Origin of the sequence: Kribbella alba, from assembly GCF_039529635.1 — a bacterium.
GTDB lineage: Bacteria > Actinomycetota > Actinomycetes > Propionibacteriales > Kribbellaceae > Kribbella > Kribbella alba.
In genome coordinates this window covers 1109688-1129228 of record NZ_BAAANE010000007.1, presented here as the reverse complement: position 1 = coordinate 1129228, position 19541 = coordinate 1109688, and the positions used below count along the sequence as shown (strand labels likewise).

The 19541-nt window shown below is 67.9% G+C and carries 13 protein-coding genes; 4 read left to right on the top strand and 9 right to left on the bottom strand.

The annotated features are described in order from the left end of the window. From ABD210_RS23155 to ABD210_RS23115, 9 genes are all read right to left on the bottom strand, one after another. Positions 1 to 1773 carry a gamma-glutamyltransferase family protein gene (locus tag ABD210_RS23155; protein ID WP_344114076.1) on the bottom strand — a complete coding sequence of 591 codons (1773 nt, stop codon included), beginning with the start codon at positions 1771 to 1773 and terminating at the stop codon, positions 1 to 3. After that, positions 1770 to 2765, bottom strand: a complete 996-nt coding sequence (locus ABD210_RS23150; RefSeq protein ID WP_344114075.1) for an ABC transporter ATP-binding protein — start codon at positions 2763 to 2765, stop codon at positions 1770 to 1772. The genes ABD210_RS23155 and ABD210_RS23150 overlap by 4 nt, the downstream gene beginning before the upstream one ends. Continuing rightward, entirely contained in the window at positions 2765 to 3790 is a 1026-nt protein-coding gene (locus ABD210_RS23145) for an ABC transporter ATP-binding protein (protein WP_344114074.1), read from the bottom strand. Before ABD210_RS23145 ends, ABD210_RS23150 begins: the two co-directional genes overlap by 1 nt. Next, entirely contained in the window at positions 3787 to 4671 is an 885-nt protein-coding gene (locus ABD210_RS23140; RefSeq protein WP_344114073.1) for an ABC transporter permease, read from the bottom strand. The genes ABD210_RS23145 and ABD210_RS23140 overlap by 4 nt, the downstream gene beginning before the upstream one ends. Continuing rightward, a complete protein-coding gene (locus ABD210_RS23135) occupies positions 4671 to 5624 on the bottom strand; it encodes an ABC transporter permease (protein ID WP_344114072.1) in 954 nt (317 codons plus the stop codon). Before ABD210_RS23135 ends, ABD210_RS23140 begins: the two co-directional genes overlap by 1 nt. An 8-nt stretch (positions 5625 to 5632) precedes the next feature. After that, complete coding sequence (locus ABD210_RS23130) at positions 5633 to 7381, bottom strand: ABC transporter substrate-binding protein (RefSeq protein ID WP_344114070.1); 1749 nt, start codon at positions 7379 to 7381, stop codon at positions 5633 to 5635. 605 nt (positions 7382 to 7986) lie between these two features. Next, positions 7987 to 9243: an SWIM zinc finger family protein gene (locus ABD210_RS23125; protein WP_344114069.1), complete on the bottom strand. Its 1257-nt coding sequence runs from the start codon at positions 9241 to 9243 to the stop codon at positions 7987 to 7989. After that, complete coding sequence (locus tag ABD210_RS23120; protein ID WP_344114068.1) at positions 9240 to 12116, bottom strand: DEAD/DEAH box helicase; 2877 nt, start codon at positions 12114 to 12116, stop codon at positions 9240 to 9242. Before ABD210_RS23120 ends, ABD210_RS23125 begins: the two co-directional genes overlap by 4 nt. Before the next feature lie 62 nt (positions 12117 to 12178). Further along, positions 12179 to 14056: an ABC transporter ATP-binding protein gene (locus ABD210_RS23115; RefSeq protein ID WP_344114145.1), complete on the bottom strand. Its 1878-nt coding sequence runs from the start codon at positions 14054 to 14056 to the stop codon at positions 12179 to 12181. Between the two features lie 185 nt (positions 14057 to 14241). Between ABD210_RS23115 and ABD210_RS23110 the strand changes: the two genes are divergently transcribed. From ABD210_RS23110 to ABD210_RS23095, 4 genes are read left to right on the top strand one after another with little or no spacing between them, the layout of a single operon-like run. After that, positions 14242 to 14997: a TetR/AcrR family transcriptional regulator gene (locus ABD210_RS23110; RefSeq protein WP_344114067.1), complete on the top strand. Its 756-nt coding sequence runs from the start codon at positions 14242 to 14244 to the stop codon at positions 14995 to 14997. 42 nt (positions 14998 to 15039) lie between these two features. Continuing rightward, entirely contained in the window at positions 15040 to 15642 is a 603-nt protein-coding gene (locus ABD210_RS23105) for a TetR/AcrR family transcriptional regulator (protein WP_344114065.1), read from the top strand. Next, positions 15642 to 17375: an ABC transporter ATP-binding protein gene (locus ABD210_RS23100; RefSeq protein ID WP_344114063.1), complete on the top strand. Its 1734-nt coding sequence runs from the start codon at positions 15642 to 15644 to the stop codon at positions 17373 to 17375. Before ABD210_RS23105 ends, ABD210_RS23100 begins: the two co-directional genes overlap by 1 nt. Next, positions 17372 to 19456, top strand: coding sequence for an ABC transporter ATP-binding protein (locus ABD210_RS23095; protein ID WP_425552711.1), 2085 nt, complete (start codon positions 17372 to 17374; stop codon positions 19454 to 19456). The genes ABD210_RS23100 and ABD210_RS23095 overlap by 4 nt, the downstream gene beginning before the upstream one ends. The last annotated feature ends 85 nt before the right edge of the window (positions 19457 to 19541 follow it).

Genomic DNA, 19541 nt, shown 5'->3' with positions numbered 1-19541 from the left:
TCAGCGGCCAGTCGCGTAACCCTGCATCCCTCTTGGGTTGGCGCCCGCCGCCAGTACGCCGTCCTGCTCACGGCTGACGGCACACAACCGGCCGAGGCTCCACGCATCCGTCTCGGTCACGACATGTCCGCGGCGTACCAGTTCGTCGCGTACTGCGGACCCGAGCCGGTTCTCCATGACTAGTCCGCCCGGCTCCGAGGAGCGTGGGTAGAACGACGACGGGAAGCTCGTGGTGTGCCACGCGGGCGCATCGATCGCTTCCTGCAGGTCCTGACCACCGGCAAGGGTCCGCAGCAGGAACAGCAGCTGCCACTGGTCCTGCTGGTCACCACCCGGCGAACCGCAGGCGAGCACCGGCGCCCCGTCGCGCAGTACGAGCGTCGGCGTGAGCGTAGTGCGCGGCCGCAGACCTGGCGCGAGCGACGACGCCAGGCCTTCCTCCAGCCAGAACATCTGCAACCGGCTGCCGAGGCAGAACCCGAGCTCGGGGATCGTCGGCGACGACTGCAGCCAGCCGCCGCTAGGAGTCGCCGAGATGGCGTTGCCCCACTGGTCGATCACGTCGACGTGGCACGTGTCGCCCTGCGTGACCCCGTCGGACTGGACCGTCGGCTCACCGGTCGTAGCGTCCACTGAAACACTCGCAACCCCGCCAGACGGCAGCACCGGGATGCGGCCGTCAGGACTACCCGGGCGGAGCTCAGTGGAAGCGGAAGCACCTACGAGCCGAGCACGCTCGGAGGCATAGGCGGGGGAGAGCAGTGTCTTCAGCGGGACGTCCGCGCCGTCGCCGTACCAGGCCTCGCGGTCGGCGTACGACAGCTTCATCACCTCGGTGGTGGTGTGCACAGCAGCCGCACTGGTCAGGTCCAAGTCGGCGGGGTCGCCTAGCTCGGCCAGTACCGCCAGCGACTGCAGCAGCGCCGGTCCCTGTCCCCACGGGCCTGTCTTGGCGACCGTGTGACCGTGCCACTCGAGCGTGGCCGGCTCTTCCCAGCTCGCTTGGTAAGCAGCGAGGTCCGAGCCCGTGATCAGTCCGGGGTGGGCCTCGCCGCTGGAGTCGCGGTGCGGTAGGCGGGAGAACTGGTCGATCGCCTCGGCAATGAACCCTTCCCGCCAGGTGAGGCGTGCACGCTCGACCTGCGCAACCCGATCAGCTCCGGCGCCCTCTGCGGTGGTCAGTAGCCGCTCCAGCGTGTCCGCGTAGGCGGTGTTGCGGAAGAGCGCGTGTGCACGCGGCGGCTGGCCGCCCTGCAACCAGAGCGCCGCCGACGTCGGCCAGTACGAGGTGAACAGCTCTTGCACTGTCCCGACCGTGTCGGCGACCCTGCCGATCAATGGGTGGCCGTTGCGGGCGTAGCCGATCGCTGGTTCGAGCACTGTGCGTAGCGGCATGCTGCCGTGGTCGCGCAGCAACAGCAGCCACGCGTCGACAGCCCCCGGTACTGCGGCCGCAAGCGGCCCGGAGCCCGGGATCAACGACAGCCCGAGGGAGCGGAAGTGCTCGATGGTGGCGCCGGCAGGCGCGACTCCCTGGCCGCACAGCACCCGCGGCGTCGGGTCCGAGGCGGTCGCGATGATCGCCGGCACCTCACCGCCCGGGCCGTTCAGATGCGGCTCGACCACATGCAGCACGAAGCCGGCGGCAGCAGCAGCGTCGAAGGCATTGCCGCCGAGCTCGAGGATGCGCATGGCTGACTGCGAGGCGAGCCAGTGCGTGGACGAGACCATCCCGAACGTGCCGCGCAGCGTGGGCCGGGTGGTGAAGGTCATTGAGCAACTCCTGTACTGAGGTCTGCGACGGGTTGTTCTCGTACGTCGGGGCCGGTGCCGTCGTCGTTCACCAGGTGACAGGCGACTCGGTGTCCACCCTCGCCGATGAGGCGGGACTCCGGCACGACCGTCCGGCATTTGTCCACAGCGACCGGACAGCGCGTGTGGAACCGACATCCGGACGGCGGGTCTATGGCCGACGGCAGGTCGTCACCGAGCAACACCGGCTGCCGGCTGCGCTGCGCTACGGGATCGGGCACGGGTGCCGCCGACAGCAACGCCTGCGTGTAGGGATGAGCCGGTACGCCGAAGATGCGCTCGCGCGGGCCTTGTTCCACCAGCTGACCCAGGTACATCACCGCCACCTCGTCAGCCAGGTACTCCACTGCGGACAAGTCGTGCGTGATGAACAAGCAGGCGAAGCCGAGATCGCGCTGCAGGTCGGCCAGCAGGTTGAGCACGGAAGCCTGCACGGATACGTCAAGCGCGCTGGTCGGCTCGTCGGCCACGAGCAGGCTCGGCTCCGAGATCAGAGCGCGCGCGATGCTGACTCTTTGCCGCTGGCCACCGGACAGCTCGTGCGGTGAACGCTGGGCGACCTCGGGGCGCAGGCCTACCCGGCGGAGCGACTCGGCCACGGCAGTGGAGTTGTTGCCTCTGCGCATGAGCCGCAGTGGCTCGCCGACGATGTCCCCGACGGACAGTCGGGGGTCCAGCGAACCCGCGGGGTCCTGGAAGACGATCGACACGTCACGGCGGTGCGGGCGCAGCTGCCGCCGGCTCAGGTGGGTGATGTCGGAGTCGGCCAGGCGGACGGTGCCGCCCGTCGGTTCGAGCAGGCGGACGATGCACCGGCCGACCGTGGACTTGCCGGAGCCGCTCTCACCAACCAGTGCGACAACTGTGCCCTTGCGGATCTGAAGGGATACGCCGTCGACCGCGCGGACCGGGCCGAAGTGCATGACGAGGTCGTCCAGCTCCAGTGCGTACATCAGACCTCCACCTGCTCACTGACTGGGTTCCAGCACGCCACTCGGTGGCTTCCGGGGGTCAGCTGCGGTTGCTTCGTAGTACAGGTGTCCAGGGCGCGTGGGCAGCGGTCGGCGAACGTACAGGCGTCAGGCTGCGTGGCCAGGACCGGAACCAGGCCCGGGATCTCGTTGAGCCTGTGGGTGCCTGCATGTCTACCGGCTGCGGGAGAAGCACCCAGTAGGCCCGCTGTGTAAGGGTGTTGCGGTCGGGCGAACAGTTCGTCGACACCAGCCGTCTCCACGACACGTCCGGCGTACATCACTGCTACCCGGTCGGCGATATCCGCGACCACGCCGAGGTCGTGCGTGATCAGCACGATGCTGGTGCCGAGCCGCTCGCGCAGACTCCGCAGTACGTCGAGAATGCCGGCCTGGATCGTCACGTCGAGTGCGGTGGTCGGCTCGTCCGCGATGAGCACCTTCGGGTCGCAGGCGACGGCCATCGCGATCATCACCCGCTGACGCATCCCGCCGGACAGTTGGTGCGGGTAATCGTCGACCCGGCGTTCCGCGGAAGGGATACCGACCAGCTTGAGCAGTTCCACGGATCGTTTGCGGGCAGCGGAACGGGACAAGCCGTTGTGGACCCGAAGTACTTCGCCGATCTGATAGCCGACGGTGAAGACCGGGTTCAGCGACGTCATCGGCTCCTGGAAGATGTACGCGATCTCGCGGCCGCGGATCGAGCGCAGCGTGCGCTTGTCCGCGCCGATCAACTCGACGCCATCCAGCTGGACCGATCCCTCGACGGTCGCGCTGCGGGGCAACAGTCCGGCCAGGCTCATCGCCGTCACGCTCTTGCCGCAGCCGGACTCGCCGACCACGGCAAGCACCTCGCCGTCGGCGACCTGGAGATCCACCTGGTCGACGGCTGAGAGTCGACCATCCTCGGTCCGGAACGAGACCGACAGCCCCGTGACCTTCAAGATCGGGGTGGTCGTCGCCGGTTCTACCACTGCTTGGTCCTTGATCGGTGTGCTCGTCATCGGCGGCTCGCCTTCGGGTCGAGGGCATCGCGCAGGCTGTCGCCGACGACGTTGAACGCCAGTGCGAGCAGCATGATCGCGACGCCGGGCATCACCGCCGCCCAGGGCGCGCGCGAGGCGAACTGCTGTGCATCGGACAGCATCGTGCCGAGGCTCGGAGCGGGTGGCTGGATGCCGAGGCCGAGGAACGACAGGACCGCCTCACCGAGGATCGCCGCCGGGATCGCGACCGTCGCCTGCACGATGATCACCGAGGCCGCGTTCGGCAGGATGTGCCGCCCGAGCACCCAGACGTCGCTCGCACCTTCGACGATCGCGGCCGCGACGAAGTCGAGCGACTTCAGCCGCAGCGTCTCCGATCGGACGATCCGGATCACCCCCGGGATCTGCGCGATGCCGATCGCGATCGCCGCATTGCCGAGGCTCGCGCCACGAATGGCTGCCAGCCCGACCGCGAGGATCAGGAACGGGAACGCGAGCACCAGGTCGGTGAGCCGTGAGATCAACGCGTCGATCGCCCGGAAGTAGCCGGCCATCAGTCCGAGCGGCACACCGATCACGAGTGAGGTCGCGACGGCCAGCAACCCGACATGCAACGAAGCACGGAGGCCGAACATGATCCTGGACAACACGTCACGGCCGAGATCGTCCGTGCCGAGCACATATCCGACCGTCCCCGGTGGCTGGAACGCACTGTTCAGCTGGGTCTGCGTCGGCTCATGCGGCGCCAACCACGGCGCGAAGACCGCCGCCAGTACTGCGATCACCAGGACGACGAGTCCCGTGATGGCGAGCGGGTTGCGCAGCAGGCGGCGAACCACCTTCCTGCGCCGAGAGGTCAGCGGCAGTCCGGCCGTGACGGTGACATCGGCGACAGCCATCACGCCTCACCCCTGACCCGGATTCGCGGATCGATGACGGAGTACAACAGGTCGACCAGCAGATTGATCACGATGTACGCCGTGGCGGTGACCAGCACGACCGCCTGGATCACCGGGTAGTCCCGCTGGAACACGGCGTCCACGGTGAGTTTCCCGAAGCCAGGCAGGGCGAAGATCCGCTCTGTCACCACCGCACCGGAGATCAGCGCGCCCAATTGGAGGCCGACGATCGTCACGACCACGATCAGGCTGTTCCGGAGGGCATGCCGACCGACCACCGACCGCGGTGGCAGGCCCTTCGCCTCGGCCGTGCGGATGTAGTCGGCCGACAACGCGTCCAGCATCGACGACCGGGTCTGGCGCATGATCACCGCCGACAACCCGGTGCCGAGGATGCAGGCGGGCAACACCAGATGATGGAGATTGGCGATCGGGTCGGTGAAGAACGGTACGAAACCGGACGCCGGGAACAGCCGCAGAGCCACCGACAGGTAGAGGATCGCCATCAGCCCGAGCCAGAAGTTCGGCACCGACAACCCCAGCAGCGCGAGCGCGTTGGCCGCCCACTCCGCCGGCCGACCACGCCGCACGGCTGCCACCACACCGGCGCCGACGCCGATCACGCTGGCCACCAGGATCGCGAGCATGGACAGCTCGATCGTCACCGGCAGAGCGTTGCGGAGCATCGTGTTCACGCTCTCGCCGGATCTGATCGATGTGCCGAGATCGCCGTGGGCCGCATGGCTGACGAACTTCCAGAACTGCACGAGCATCGAGTCGTCCAGTCCGTACTGCTGCCGGATCGCTCGCAGCGACTCGGGGTCGCGGTCCTCTCCGGCCAACGCGAGCGCCGGATCACCCGGAAGTGCGCGGACCCCGAGGAAGACCACAATGGTTGCCAGCAGCAACGTGACGAGCGACTGCCAGAGCCTGTTGAAGAGGTAACGCCTCATCAGCAGCCCTACTTGGCGAAGCCGGCGAAAGCGGTCCGGATCACGCCGTCCGGGTAGGTCTGAACGCCGAGGACCTTCTTCGAGACACCGGTCAGGTTGCGCTGCCGGTACATGTAGATCAGCGGGTAGTCCTGCTCCAGCTTGGTCACCACCTGGCCGTAGAGCTGGACCCGCTGGGCCTTGTCCTGAGCCTGCCGGGCGTCGCTGAGCAGCTTGTCCATCTCAGGATTGCTGTAGCCGGCCACATTCTGGCTGCCGCCCGTGCCGACGAAGCTGTTGATGTTCGCGTCCGGGTCGACCCGGCCGGACCAGCCGAGCTGCAACAGTTCGAAGTCACCACGGTCCTGCTGGTCCAGCAAAGAGGTGTACTCGACCGGCTTGATCACCAGATCGAAGCCACCCTCCTTGACCATCGCCTGCAGCGCCTGCGCCAGCCGGAGGCTGTCCGGGTTGTTCGACGTGATCATGTTGACCTTGTACGGCGTGCTGACGCCTGCCTGGCTGAGGAGTTCCTTCGCCTTGGCCGGGTCGTGCGCGGGACACACCTGCGCGGCGTCCGAGGTGAACTGGCTCTTCGGCGAGACCGGCGAGCAGGCCACCGTGTTCAGCCCGTTGAAGATCGACTTGACCAGCGCCTCGCGGTCGATCGACAGCGCCAGCGCCTGCCGGACCCGGGGGTCCTTGGCGAGCGGGGTGTCGAGCTGCTTGGACGGCTTGTCGATGCCGTTCGCGTTGCCGATGTTGATCATCAGGCCCTGGTAGCCGAGCGACTCCGACTGCAGCACGGTCATGCTGCTGTCCTTCTGCAGGGTGGGTGCGTCCTGGGTCGCCAGGGAGTCGGCGACCTGCGCGTCGCCGGACCGGAGGTTGGCCGAGCGGATGCTGGAGTCGGTGATGATCCTGTACTCGATGGCATCCAGGTGCACCTTGGCGGCGTCGTAGTACAGGGGATCCTTGACCACCTTGATCGAGTTCTGCGCGACCCGGCTGGCGAACTTGAACGGGCCGACGCAGACCGGCGCGGTGGAGAAGTTCGCGCCGAGCTTGTTCACCGCGGCCGGGCTGAGCACCATGCCTGCGCGGTCGGCCAGTGCGGCGGTCAGCGGGGCGAACGGCTTGGACAGCTTGATCACCACGGTCTTCGGGTCAGGTGTCTCGACCGAGCTGATCGGTCCGAGCTCGCTCTTGCGGCCCGAGCCGGCGAGGGTGAGACCGCGCTCTATCGAGAGCTTCACCGCGGCCGAGTCCATGGTCCCGCCATCGGCGAACTTCACGCCCTCGCGCAGTGGGATCGTCAGGCTCAGCCCGTCCGAGGAGATGGTCGGCAGCGCGGTGGCGAGCTGCGGGACGATCTTGGCGTCGGAGCTGAGGTCGTAGAGCTTCTCGCACATGGTGTGGAAGATGTACCGCGAGTACAGGCTGCGCGAGAGCGTCGGGTCGAGCTTGTCGGGGTCGGCCGACAACGCGACCGTGAGGGTGCCGCCCGCCTTCACCTGTGCCGGATCCGCGGCATCGCCGAAGACGTCCTGGTTCGCGGTCGACTGCTCGCCGCCCGCCTGATTCCCGGTCGACTCGACCGGCGAACAGGCCGCGCTGACCAGTGCCAGCACGACCACCGCGACCGCGGCGCCGAGTGAGGCAGTGCCCCGGGGGGCGAGGCGGAACGTGCCGGTGCGTCCTTCATGGGCGCGTTTGCCGGTGCGCAGGCGGGAGGTCCAGCTGGAGCGGTTCAGCGACAGGGGAGTTCGACGGGGCATTTTTCGGTCTCCTGAATGAGCGGTTCCCCAGACTGTTTCATGTATACAAGGCACGTGCGCAAGTGATTCGGCGAGTTTGTCTGAACCTTTTCGTGACAGCACGCCTGGAGGGGCCTGCGGCTGTCGGGTGTGGGTGCCGACTTCGAGGCCGCTGATCGTCGGGTTGCTGCCCTTGCGGGCGCCGTGATCGGCGACGACCTGGCGTCCCGGAAAGTGGAACGATCGTCCGCAAATCGGACGAGGATGGGCTGGTTGCGCCTTCCCCAGTGGGCTTTCGCCACCCCGAGAGCCGCGATGCGCGGGTTAGATCCGGGCAGTCCCGGCCGCTCGGTCAGGCATGGTTTGGTTGGTTGCCTGATCGCGGCGCCCGAGGCGGTGTGGGGGACGACATGACGACGGCCCGAGCTCCTCGCTACCTGCTGGATGGCAGGTAGCGAGGAAGTGCGACGGAGGCGAGTTGTATACGGAAAGCGCCCTCGGACACGGAGTGTCACGAAATCTGGGAGTGCGGTGATCGACTCGGCTCCCACCCCTGATCAAACTGCGGCGGCCCCCTGAACCGCCGGCAGAGTGCCCCGCAGCCGATCTCCACCGCTACCAGCGGCCTACCAGTTGTCCTGTACTGCGAACGCCGCGGCCGGGTCTCGATCAGCGGGTCCGGCTGGGACCCACGCGCCGGCTTCTAGATCGTAAGGATGCCAGCGCCCGACCCGGTCCAGCCGCAGTTGCCGTTCGGCCGTCGTCAGCCGGTTCGCCTCGACCGCGAAGCTCGCCTCCAACTCGGGGTCGTCCCAGGCCGAGAGGAGTTCGGTCCGTGCCCGGGCCAACTCGGACGGATCCGGATCCCAGAGATGTTCGAGCACCTCCAGCCCGGGCGCGCCGCCGTACGACCAAGCCTGCACTCCCACGGAAAGCTCTGCAGGACGGTCGAAAGCAGCGCCGAGCCGTTCAGCGAGCGACGGATAGTCGGCCGCGAGCCGAACCGCGTCCTGCCACTCATCCAGCACCCACGGATCAGGCGAGTTGCTCAACAACGCACTGAGCTGAGCCCGCGCCCGCCGTGCTGCATCGAGCGCGAGCAGCGGCAGCGTCGCAGGTGCAAGATCCGCCAACGGTTGCGCTTCGTTGACGGCCAGATCCTCCACCTGAACCTTGCCCGGCAACTCCGGCAACTCCGGCAATTCCGAACCCGTCACCCCGAGACGGGCCGCCCCAGGATCAACAGCGCCGAAGACCTCCGCAGCCAGGACCCCTGGTCGGGGGTCGCCCTGAGCTTCCGGCTCGACAGCCGAGCTCGTCATTCGTTGCTGTAGCTCGTCCAGTAGGTCCTCGCTGGACCGTCCGCGCATCAGTAGCAGTACGAACGGATCGTCGTCGAGCAACCAGCCGACCTGGTAGCAGAGCGCGGCCGCGTGCTGGCAGGGCAGTTCCCAGCCATCGCAGGTACACGATGGATCCAGATCACCGATCCCAGGGAGCAACGGCACCCCGGCATCGGCGGCCGCGTCCACCAGCTCGTGCGGCATCTCGCCGTCCAGCAGCGCCGCGATGTGCCCGGCTCGCGCGCCCACCTGGTCGAGGAACCGGCGCCACTCGTCCTCGCTCAGCCGATCGACGAGCACCACCGATTCATAGGTGTCCTCCGGGGCATGAACTGTCGCCGCGATTCGCCCCGGGCTGATGGTGATCGTGCCGACCTGCCCCGAGTTCGCGTACCGCCGCCCCTTCCGCAACTGGTCGGAGTCGAGCGAGGTGTCCTCCAACGCCTGCACCCACGACCGTCCCCACCACGACCGCCCCGTCGTACTGCGGCGCCCCGCCGCCGCGAACGCCGGGAAGCCCCGCGCCGCCTCGCCGCTCACCGCGCACCTCGCAGTTCGACCAAATCGGCCAGCTCGGCATCGGACAGCTCGGTCAATGCAGCTTCTCCGGCGGTCAGGACGGCATCGGCCAGTTCGCGTTTGCTGCTCAGCATCGCCGCGATCCGGTCCTCGATGGTGCCCTCGGCAATCAACCGGTGGACCTGGACCGGCCGCGTCTGCCCGATCCGGTACGCGCGGTCCGTGGCCTGATCCTCGACCGCGGGATTCCACCAGCGGTCGTAGTGCACGACGTGATCCGCCCGGGTGAGGTTCAGTCCCGTGCCCGCCGCCTTCAACGAGAGCAGGAACACCGGCACCTCGCCGGCCTGGAACCGCTCGACCAGCTCCTCGCGCCGCCGGACCGGAGTACCGCCGTGCAGCAACTGGCTCGGGATGCCGCGATCGGCGAGGTGTCTCTCCAGCAGCCTCGCCATCGCGACGTACTGCGTGAACACCAGCACCGCGCCGTCTTCGGCAATGATCGTGGCGAGCAACTCATCCAGCAGTTCGAGCTTGCCCGATCGCCCAGCCAGCCGGGCACCTTCCGGTTCCTTCAGGTACTGCACCGGGTGGTTGCAGATCTGCTTCAACCCCGTCAGCAGCTTCACGATCAAGCCGCGCCGGGCCATCTGGTCACTCGCCTGCACTGCGTCGAGCAACTCGCGGACCGTCGCCTCGTAGAGCACCGCCTGCTCGCGGGTCAGGGACACCGGCTGATCGGTCTCGGTCTTGGGCGGTAGCTCCGGCGCGATCCCGGGATCGGCCTTGCGGCGGCGCAGCAGGAACGGCCGGACCAGCTTGGCCAACCGCTCGGCGACCGCCTCGTCCTTGTCGGCCTCGATCGGCGTCGCCCACCGGCTCCGGAACGTCCCGAGCCGGCCGAGCAACCCCGGCGTCGTCCAGTCGAGAATCGCCCAGAGCTCCGAAAGGTTGTTCTCCACCGGCGTTCCGGTCAGCGCGACCCGCGCCGAGGCAGGCACCGTACGGAGCGCCTTCGCCGTCCCGGAGGACGGATTCTTGACGTGCTGGGCCTCATCGGCGACCAGGAGCGCCCAACGATGCGCAGCCAGCCTGGCCGCATCCCGACGCAATGTCCCGTACGTCGTGAGCACGAACCCCTCGTCGGCGCCGTCGAGGGATCGGCCGGACCCGTGGAATCGGCGTACCGGCGTACCCGGAGCGAACCGCTGCACCTCGCGCTCCCAGTTCCCCAGCAGCGAGGCCGGGCACACCACGAGCGTCGGCCCGCGGGTATCGGCGGATTCCTGTCGGTGCAGGTGGAGCGAGATCAGCATGATGGTCTTGCCGAGGCCCATGTCGTCGGCCAGACAGCCGCCGAGCCCGAGCGAGGTCATCCGGACCAGCCATCGCAGGCCGCGTAGTTGGTAGTCGCGCAGGGTCGCCTGCAAAGCCGCTGGTGCCTCCACCACGCCGTCGACGCGATCCGGATCCGCGATCTTCTCCCGGAGGTCATCGAGCCAGCGAGTCGGAGTGACGGTGATCTGCCGACCGTCGATCTCCGTGCTGCCGGTGAGGGCAGCGCTCAACGCGTCGATGGGGGTGACGGGTTTGAGGATTCGCTCGCGTGCCTTGCGGGCGAGCTCGGGATCGACCAGCATCCATTGGTCGCGCAGCCGAACCACCGGCCGGGTCGCCTCGGCGAGCCGGTCCATCTCCTCGTCGGTGAGCGGATCGTTGCCGAGCGCAACTTGCCAGCTGAAGTCCAGGGTCGCGCCGCCGCTGAAGAACTTCGGCATGTCCGACGGAGGCCCGTCAGCTGAGGTGATCGCGGCGCGCGCCGTCAGCGCGCGGCCCAAGCTGCGCGGCCAATGCAGGTCGACGCCCGCTGCGGACAATCGTTGCGCTCCACCCGCCAGCAGGTCGCCGACCTCTTCGTCCGCCAGCTCCATCCGATCCGGTACGACGGAGTCGAGGAGGCGGTTCAACGGCGCCCAGACTCGGGCGGCCCGCCGGATCGCCAAAGTTGCGTCGATCCGCGCCCGCGGTCCGAACCCCGCGACGTCCTCTGCCCACACCTCGGCCGCATCCCGAACCAGCGTCGGATCCTTCAAACTGTGCAGCTGCACGACCGCACGGAACCCCAGCGACTCCGGCAACTCGATCCGCAACGAGATCCGCACGCCGGTGTCGAGCCCGGCCGAGACCTCGTCAGCCCAGGACCGCAACCGCCCAGCCTGCTGCGGCGCCTGCCCCGCGAACAGCGGAGTCCCATGCGCCTTGGCGGCAGCCGGCGATCGAGGCATCCCATCCGCCACCGCATCCAGAAACGCCCGCACCAGCTCCTCGGCCACAGGCACCCGCAAACCAGCCGCCCCGGCATCGCCAGTGCCGGCCGCCTCGGCATCACCAGCTGCGTCGCCAGTGCCAGGCGCCTCGGCGGCGCCGGCCTTCCGAGCCGCGCCGGCGGACTCGAGCGGGATCGCGCGGGCCTGTGGTGGCATGGACTCGGCGAGGTGGAGGACCCGGTCGATATCGGCGGCGTCGAGTGGCCCGACTCGCCAGGCGTCGAAGCCGCCGGGGGACACGCCCGGCAAGAGCCGACCGCGGGCGACCAGTTGCAACGCGATCAACGCCGCTGCGCCCCAGAAGGCGGCGGAGGGATGAGCCTCGCCTGATGTTCGTGCTCGGCCGAGCAGCGGCACCGCCTCGGCGACCGGCAGTTCGATCACGGGAGTCGAGCGGGTGCCGACACCCTTCGGCCCGTTGACGACTAGCTCCAGCCACGCCTGCTCACCGATCCCGAGCGGGAGATCGTTTCCGGCCGGATCCCAGAATGCGATCCGTCCTTCGCGAGGTGGATCAGCCGGCCGGAACACCGCCGCCAACCCAGCCAACGCCCCCGTCTGCGACATCCCTGTCAACCCAAACCCCCAGCTCGTCGAACCAGCCCTGCCCTAAACCGTGCCGCCAGGTGTCAGTGCGCGCCCAGTGGGACCTCCTCGGCGGGCTGGTCGAACTGGGTGCGGTGGAGCTCCTCGTAGCGACCGCCTACGGCGAGGAGTTCAGTGTGGGTTCCGCGTTCGATGATGCGACCGTCCTCGACGACCAGGATCTGGTCTGCCGCCCGGATCGTGGACAGGCGGTGCGCGATGACTACGGCTGTCCGTCCTTCGAGCGCCTCCCGGAGCGCAGCCTGGACAGCTGCCTCCGAGGTGGAGTCGAGCGCCGCAGTCGCCTCGTCGAGGATCACCACTCGCGGCTGAGCGAGCAGCAACCGAGCGATGGTCAGGCGCTGCCGCTCACCACCGGACAAGCGATAGCCACGCTCACCGACCACAGTCTCCAGCTGATCGGGCAGCGAACGAATCAGGTCGCCCAGCCGAGCGCGGGTCAGCGCATGCCAGAGCTCGTCCTCGGTCGCATCCGGAGCGGCCAGCAGGAGGTTCTCCCGGATGCTGTCGTGGAACAGGTGCCCATCCTGCGTGACCATGCCGAGCGTGTCCCGCAAAGATTCGGCGGTGAGGTCCCGGACGTCCACGCCGGCGAGCCGCACCGCGCCCGCGTCCACGTCGTACAGGCGGGGGATGAGTTGCGCGATGGTCGACTTGCCGGCGCCGGACGAACCGACCAGCGCGACCATCTGCCCCGGTTCCGCCCGGAACGAGATGTCGTGCAGCACCTGCACCCCGCCGCGGCTGTCGAGCTTGGCGACCTCTTCCAAAGACGCCAGCGACACCTTGTCGGCCGACGGATACGCGAAGCTCACGTCCGTGAACTCGACCGCGACCGGACCGGCGGGCACCGTACCCGCATCCGGCTTGTCCTTGATCAGCGGTTCGAGGTCGAGAACCTCGAAGACCCGCTCGAAGCTGACCAGCGCGGTCATCACCTCGAGCCGAGCGCTCGCGAGCGCGGTCAAGGGGGAGTAGAGGCGGGTCAGCAGCAAAGCCATCGCGACGACGGAACCCGCGTCGAGCTCACCTCGCAGCGCGTAGAAGCCACCGAGGCCGTAGACGACGGCCAGCGCGAGCGCAGACACGAGGGTGAGGGAGGTGACGAACACCCACTGCACCATCGCCGTCCGTACGCCGATATCCCGGACACGCCGAGCCCGGACCGCGAACTCGAGCGACTCACGCGACGGGCGGCCGAACAGCTTCACCAGCGTCGCGCCCGGTGCGGAGAACCGCTCCGTCATCTGCGTGCTCATGGTGGCGTTGTAGTTCGCCGCCTCCAGGCCCAGCGCGGCCAGCCGGTTGCCGATCCGCCGGGCCGGGATGACGAAGATCGGCAGGATGACGAGTGCGAGCAGGGTGATCTGCCACGAAACCCCCAGCATCACGACCAGGGTCAGGACCAGCATCACCAGGTTGCTGACCACGCCGGACAAGGTGTCGCTGAAGGCGCGCTGCGCACCGATCACGTCGTTGTTCAGCCGGGACACCAGCGCTCCCGTCCGGGTCCGGGTGAAGAACGCGATCGGCATCCGCTGGATGTGGTCGAACACGGCCGTGCGCAGATCCAGGATCAGGCCCTCGCCGATGCTGGCCGACAACCAGCGGGTGAGCAAGCCGATTCCCGCTTCGCCGATGGCGATCACCGCGATCAGGATCGCGAGGCGCAGTACGGTGCTGAAGTCCTTGTGGCCGACGATCGCATCCACGACGCGGCCGGCGAGCACCGGCGTGGCAACGGCCAGCACCGCCGCGCCGATGCTCAGGATCAGGAACAGCGTCAGCTTCCGCCGATGTGGGCGCGCGAACGCCAGGATCCGTTTCAGCGTCGCGCGGGAGAAGGGTCGCTTCTCGTCCGGTCGTTGCATCGCGTGGTACATCGACGTCCACGCGGTCATTTCCATGCTCACGGCGCTACTCCGGCCACTCGTCTGCGAGATTGGTGTGCCGATGGTCCCGCAGGGCACCGACAGTTTCCGTCGAACGTAGAACCTCAACTTTGCTGTAGGTCAAGGGTCAAGCTTACTGAGTACGCTGTACGGGGTAGCTCGAGGAGTGTAGCCAGTCCGGGAGAATCGCGCACATGAACCAGGAGTACAGCGGCAGTGGCGACCCAAGGAAGAGCCTGGAGCTGCTCTGGGGACTGCAGCCCACGCCCACCCGGGGGCCGAAGCCTGCGCTGACCGTGGGGCAGATCGTCGAGGCCGCTGTCAGGATCGCCGACGCGGAAGGGCTGTCCGCGATGTCGATCCGTCGGGTCGCCGACGAGCTCGGCGTCGGCGCGATGACGCTGTACCGCTATTTCCCCGGCAAGGGCGAGCTGATCGACGTCATGCTCGACACCGTGTACGGCGAGCTGCCGCGCCGAGAGGTGCGAGGGGACTGGCGGACCAGACTCGACGAGGTCGCCAGGGAGAATCGACGCCTCTACCTCGATCACCCCTGGCTGCTCCAGGTCGGTGTGAGCCGGCCACCGCTAGGACCGCACGTGATGGCCAAGTACGAGTGGGAGCTGTCCGCGGTCGAGGGTATCGGCCTCACTGACGTGGAGATGGACGCCGCGGTCGCCCTCGTGAACGGATTCGTGCAGGCCGCGGTGCGGAGTGCGGTGGAAGCCCGGCAGGTGATCCTGCGCTCTGGTATCACGGACAAAGAATGGTGGCTCGCCCACGAACCGCTGCTCGACAAGATCGGCGACACGAAGAAGTTCCCGCTCGCTTCGCGGGTCGGGACCACCTTCGGGCACGAGTTCGGCGCGCCGTACGACTCGGAGCACAGTTTCGAGTTCGGCCTGGCCCGCCTGCTCGACGGAATCGCGGCGCTGCTGCGCTCGCGCTGAATTCATTTGTGAGTGAGTACTCACTCAGTTACTCTCGATCGGGTGAGCCCACGTGCAACCCCACTACCGCCCGACGAGCGCCGCGCCGCCCTGGTCGAGGCGACCCTGCCGTTGCTCCGGGAGTTCGGCCAGGACGTGAGCACCCGGCAGATCGCCGAGGCGGCCGGCGTCGCTGAGGGCACGATCTTCCGGGCCTTCGGCAGCAAGGACGCGCTGATCGAAGCGGCCGTGGTGACCGCGTTCGATCCGGTCCCGTTGGTCCGCGAGCTCGACATGGTCGATCGGGGACTCCCGTTGCGGGAGCGTGCCATCCAGGCCGTGGAGATCATGCAGGCCAGGTTGCGGGACGTCTTCGGACTGCTGCTGGCGCTGCGGATGCAGCGGCCGCCGGAGCTGGCGCGGTCGCTCGCCGAGGAGGCCCGCCGCAAATCCAACGCCGACCTGGCCAACCGCGCCTTCGTCGCCGTCCTCGCCCCCGATGCGGAGGACCTGCGTTATCCGCCCACCGAAGCAGCCCGGCTGCTCCGCTTGGTCACTTTCTCCGCGACCCACCCAATGATTTCGGACGGTCAGCCGTTGACCGCCGAGGAGATCGTCGACTTCGCCCTCGACGGTGTCCGCATGAAGAAAACTGGGGATCTCTGATGCTTCTTCGCCTGTTGCGTACGCACCTGCGTCCGTACGCCGGCAACCTGTCCATGGTGGTCGTCCTGCAACTGATCGGGACGATCGCCTCTCTCTACCTGCCCAGCCTGAACGCCGACATCATCGACAACGGTGTGGCCAAGGGCGACACCGGCTACATCATGGGGACCGGGGGGTGGATGCTCGGCATCAGCCTCGTACAGATCGTGTGCACGATCGCGGCCGTGTACTTCGGGGCCAAGACGGCGGCGTTGTTCGGGCGCGACGTCCGGGCCGCGGTGTTCCACCGGGTCGGCGAGTTCTCCGCCCGTGAGGTCGGCAAGTTCGGCGCGCCGACGCTGATCTCGCGCAGCACGAACGACGTCACCCAGGTGCAGATGCTGGTGGTCACCACCTGCACGATGCTGGTGGCCGCCCCGATCACGATGGTCGGCGGCATCATCATGGCGGTCCGCGAGGATGTCGGCCTGTCCTGGCTGGTCGCGGTCGCCGTACCGTTGCTGGCGGTTTCCATCGGCCTGATCGCCAGGCAGATGGTGCCGCAGTTCCGCAAGATGCAGGTCAACGTCGACTCGGTGAACCGGGTACTGCGCGAGCAGATCACCGGCATCCGGGTGGTTCGTGCGTTCGTCCGCGAACCGCATGAAGTGGAGCGGTTCGCGGAGTCCAACGAGAACCTCACCGGCACCGCGGTACGGGCCGGTCGGCTGATGGCGCTGGTGTTCCCGGTCGTCATGCTGATCCTGAACGCGTCCAGTGTCGCCGTGCTCTGGTTCGGCGCCTCCCGAGTGCAGGACGGCGCGATGCAGGTCGGCGCGCTGACCGCGTTCATCAGCTACCTGATCCAGATCCTGTTCTCGGTGATGATGGCGACTTTCGTGATGATCATGGTGCCGCGGGCCTCGGTCTGCGCGGACCGGATCAGCGAGGTACTCGACACCGAGTCCTCGGTCCGTCCGCCGGTCACCCCGATCAGGGAGTTCGTCGGCCGGGGCGAGCTCGTCTTCGACCACGCCGAGTTCCAGTACCCCGGGGCGGCCGAGCCGGTACTGCGGGACATCACCTTCACCGCGTCCCCTGGCAAGACCACCGCGATCATCGGTAGCACGGGCGCGGGCAAGACCACCCTGCTGTCGCTGGTCCCGCGGCTGTTCGACACCACGGGTGGGAAGGTCGCCGTGGACGGTGTCGACGTCCGGGAGATGGAGCCGGAGGCGCTCTGGAAGCGGATCGGCCTGGTTCCGCAGCGGCCGTACCTGTTCTCCGGGACCGTGGCGAGCAACCTTCGCTACGGCAATCCGGATGCGACCGACGATGAGCTGTGGGAGGCGCTGCGGATCGCGCAGGGCCGCGACTTCGTCGAGGCGATGCCCGCGGGGCTGAACTCGCCGATCGCGCAGGGCGGCACGAATGTCTCCGGCGGTCAGCGGCAGCGGCTCGCGATTGCCCGGGCGCTGGTTCGCAAGCCCGAGATCTACCTGTTCGACGACTCGTTCTCGGCGCTCGACCTGTCCACCGATGCCAGGCTGCGGGCGGCGCTGAAGCCGGTCACGGCCGACGCCTGCGTGGTGATCGTCGCCCAGCGGGTGTCCACCATCATCGACGCGGACCAGATCATCGTGATCGAGGACGGTGCCATCGTCGGCAACGGCAGCCATGACGAGCTGCTGCGGAGTTGCCCGACGTACGTCGAGATCGTCGAGTCCCAGCGGTCCGCGGAGGAGGCGGCATGAGCGACCAGAAACCGGTCCAGAGCAGGCCGGTCGACGGCAGGCCGGTCGACCGGACGCCGATCGACCGGACGCCGATCGAGGAGGCCGGGGCGGAGGGCCAGCCGGCCACCATCAAGTCCACCGAGCGCCCGACCACCGGACGTGCGTTCGGTCCGCCGGGCGGCATCCCGGGGGACAAGTCGATGAACTTCGGCCCGTCGGCGAAGCGGCTGCTGAGGCGGCTGCGCCCGCACCGGGTGCACGTCGGCGGGGTGATCCTGCTCGCGATCGCGAGCGTCGGGCTGTCCGTGCTCGGTCCGAAGATCCTCGGCCGGGCCACCGACATCATCTTCGCCGGCGCGATCGGCAAGACACTGCCGTCCGGGGTGAGCAAGGAGCAGGTGATCGAGCAGACCCGGGCCGCCGGCAACGGCCGGCTCGCGGACCTGCTGCAGGGGATCGACCTGATCCCGGGCGTCGGCATCGACTTCGATGCCCTGCGCAACGTTCTGATGCTGGTGCTGGGGCTCTACCTGGGCGCGTTCCTGCTCTCCTGGATGCAGGGCTACATCCTGAACGGTGTGGTGCAGCGGACGGTCTACGAGCTGCGGTCCGAGGTCGAGGACAAGCTGAACCGGCTGCCGTTGAGCTACTTCGACGGCGCGCCGCGCGGTGAGCTGCTGAGCCGGGTCACCAACGACATCGACAACATCTCCACCAGCCTGCAGCAGACGCTGAGCCAGCTGCTCACCTCGCTGCTGACGGTGGTCGGTGTCGTCACCATGATGTTCGTGGTGTCACCGTTGCTCGCCTTGATCGCACTGGTCACCATCCCGATCTCGATGGTGCTGACCGCGGCGATCGCGAAGCGTTCGCAGGCCCGGTTCGTCGCTCAGTGGCGGCACACCGGCGCGCTGAACGGCCAGATCGAGGAGGCCTTCACCGGGCACGAGCTGGTCAAGGTGTTCGGCCGGCAGAAGGAGATCGAGGAGAGCTTCGCGCAGAAGAACGAGGAGCTCTACCAGGCCTCGTTCGGCGCGCAGTTCATCTCCGGTCTGATCATGCCGTCGATGATGTTCATCGGGAACCTCAACTATGTGGTGATCGCGGTGATCGGCGGCCTGCGGGTGGCCTCCGGCACGATGTCGCTGGGTGACGTGCAGGCCTTCATCCAGTACTCGCGGCAGTTCACCCAGCCGCTGACCCAGGTGGCGTCGATGGCGAACCTGCTGCAGTCCGGGGTCGCCTCGGCCGAGCGAGTGTTCGAAGTACTGGACGCCACCGAGCAGGTACCGGACGATGCCAGGCCGGCGAAGGTGGTGGATTCGCACGGGCGGGTGGAGTTCGAGCACGTTTCGTTCTCGTACGACCCCGGCAAGCCGCTGATCACGGACCTGAGCCTGGTTGCCGAACCAGGGCAGACGGTCGCGATCGTGGGACCGACCGGGGCCGGCAAGACGACCCTGGTCAACCTGATCATGCGGTTCTACGAGCTGAACGGCGGCCGGATCACGCTGGACGGCGTCGACATCACCGAGCTGAGCCGGCACGATCTGCGGTCGCGGATCGGCATGGTGCTGCAGGACACCTGGCTGTTCGGTGGAACCATCCGGGACAACATCCGGTACGGAAACCTCGACGCCACCGAGGAGGACATGCTCGAGGCGGCCAAGGCGACGTACGTGGATCGCTTCGTGCACAGCCTGCCGAACGGCTACGACACGGTGATCGACGAGGAGGGCAACAACGTCAGTGCAGGTGAGAAGCAGCTGCTCACCATCGCCCGGGCATTCCTGGCCGATCCGCAGTTGCTGATCCTGGACGAGGCGACCAGCTCGGTCGACACCCGCACGGAGGTGCTCGTGCAGCGGGCGATGGCCGCGCTCCGGTCCGACCGAACGAGTTTCGTGATCGCCCACCGGCTGTCCACGATCCGCGACGCGGACCTGATCCTCGTGATGGAGAACGGTTCGATCGTCGAACAGGGCACGCACAACGAACTGCTGGCCGTGGACGGCGCCTACGCACGCCTCTACAACGCCCAGTTCAGTGGCGCTCTGACGGGCGTCGACGAGGAGGAAGGCGTTACCGCTCCGGCGTGACGCACGGGCAGAGGGGTGCCACCCATCTCCGGTGGCACCCCTCTGCTTTCCCCGTACTGCGTACGCCAAGCCGCGGGCTACTTCT

Bases quoted from the DNA above. Each gene is read 5' to 3' on its own strand.
- ABD210_RS23155 (WP_344114076.1), bottom strand. From the start codon at position 1,773: ATGACCTTCACCACCCGGCCCACGCTGCGCGGCACGTTCGGGATGGTC.
- ABD210_RS23150 (WP_344114075.1), bottom strand. From the start codon at position 2,765: ATGTACGCACTGGAGCTGGACGACCTCGTCATGCACTTCGGCCCGGTC.
- ABD210_RS23145 (WP_344114074.1), bottom strand. From the start codon at position 3,790: ATGACGAGCACACCGATCAAGGACCAAGCAGTGGTAGAACCGGCGACG.
- ABD210_RS23140 (WP_344114073.1), bottom strand. From the start codon at position 4,671: ATGGCTGTCGCCGATGTCACCGTCACGGCCGGACTGCCGCTGACCTCT.
- ABD210_RS23135 (WP_344114072.1), bottom strand. From the start codon at position 5,624: ATGAGGCGTTACCTCTTCAACAGGCTCTGGCAGTCGCTCGTCACGTTG.
- ABD210_RS23130 (WP_344114070.1), bottom strand. From the start codon at position 7,381: ATGCCCCGTCGAACTCCCCTGTCGCTGAACCGCTCCAGCTGGACCTCC.
- ABD210_RS23120 (WP_344114068.1), bottom strand. From the start codon at position 12,116: ATGTCGCAGACGGGGGCGTTGGCTGGGTTGGCGGCGGTGTTCCGGCCG.
- ABD210_RS23115 (WP_344114145.1), bottom strand. From the start codon at position 14,056: ATGACCGCGTGGACGTCGATGTACCACGCGATGCAACGACCGGACGAG.
- ABD210_RS23110 (WP_344114067.1), top strand. From the start codon at position 14,242: ATGAACCAGGAGTACAGCGGCAGTGGCGACCCAAGGAAGAGCCTGGAG.
- ABD210_RS23100 (WP_344114063.1), top strand. From the start codon at position 15,642: ATGCTTCTTCGCCTGTTGCGTACGCACCTGCGTCCGTACGCCGGCAAC.
- ABD210_RS23095 (WP_425552711.1), top strand. From the start codon at position 17,372: ATGAGCGACCAGAAACCGGTCCAGAGCAGGCCGGTCGACGGCAGGCCG.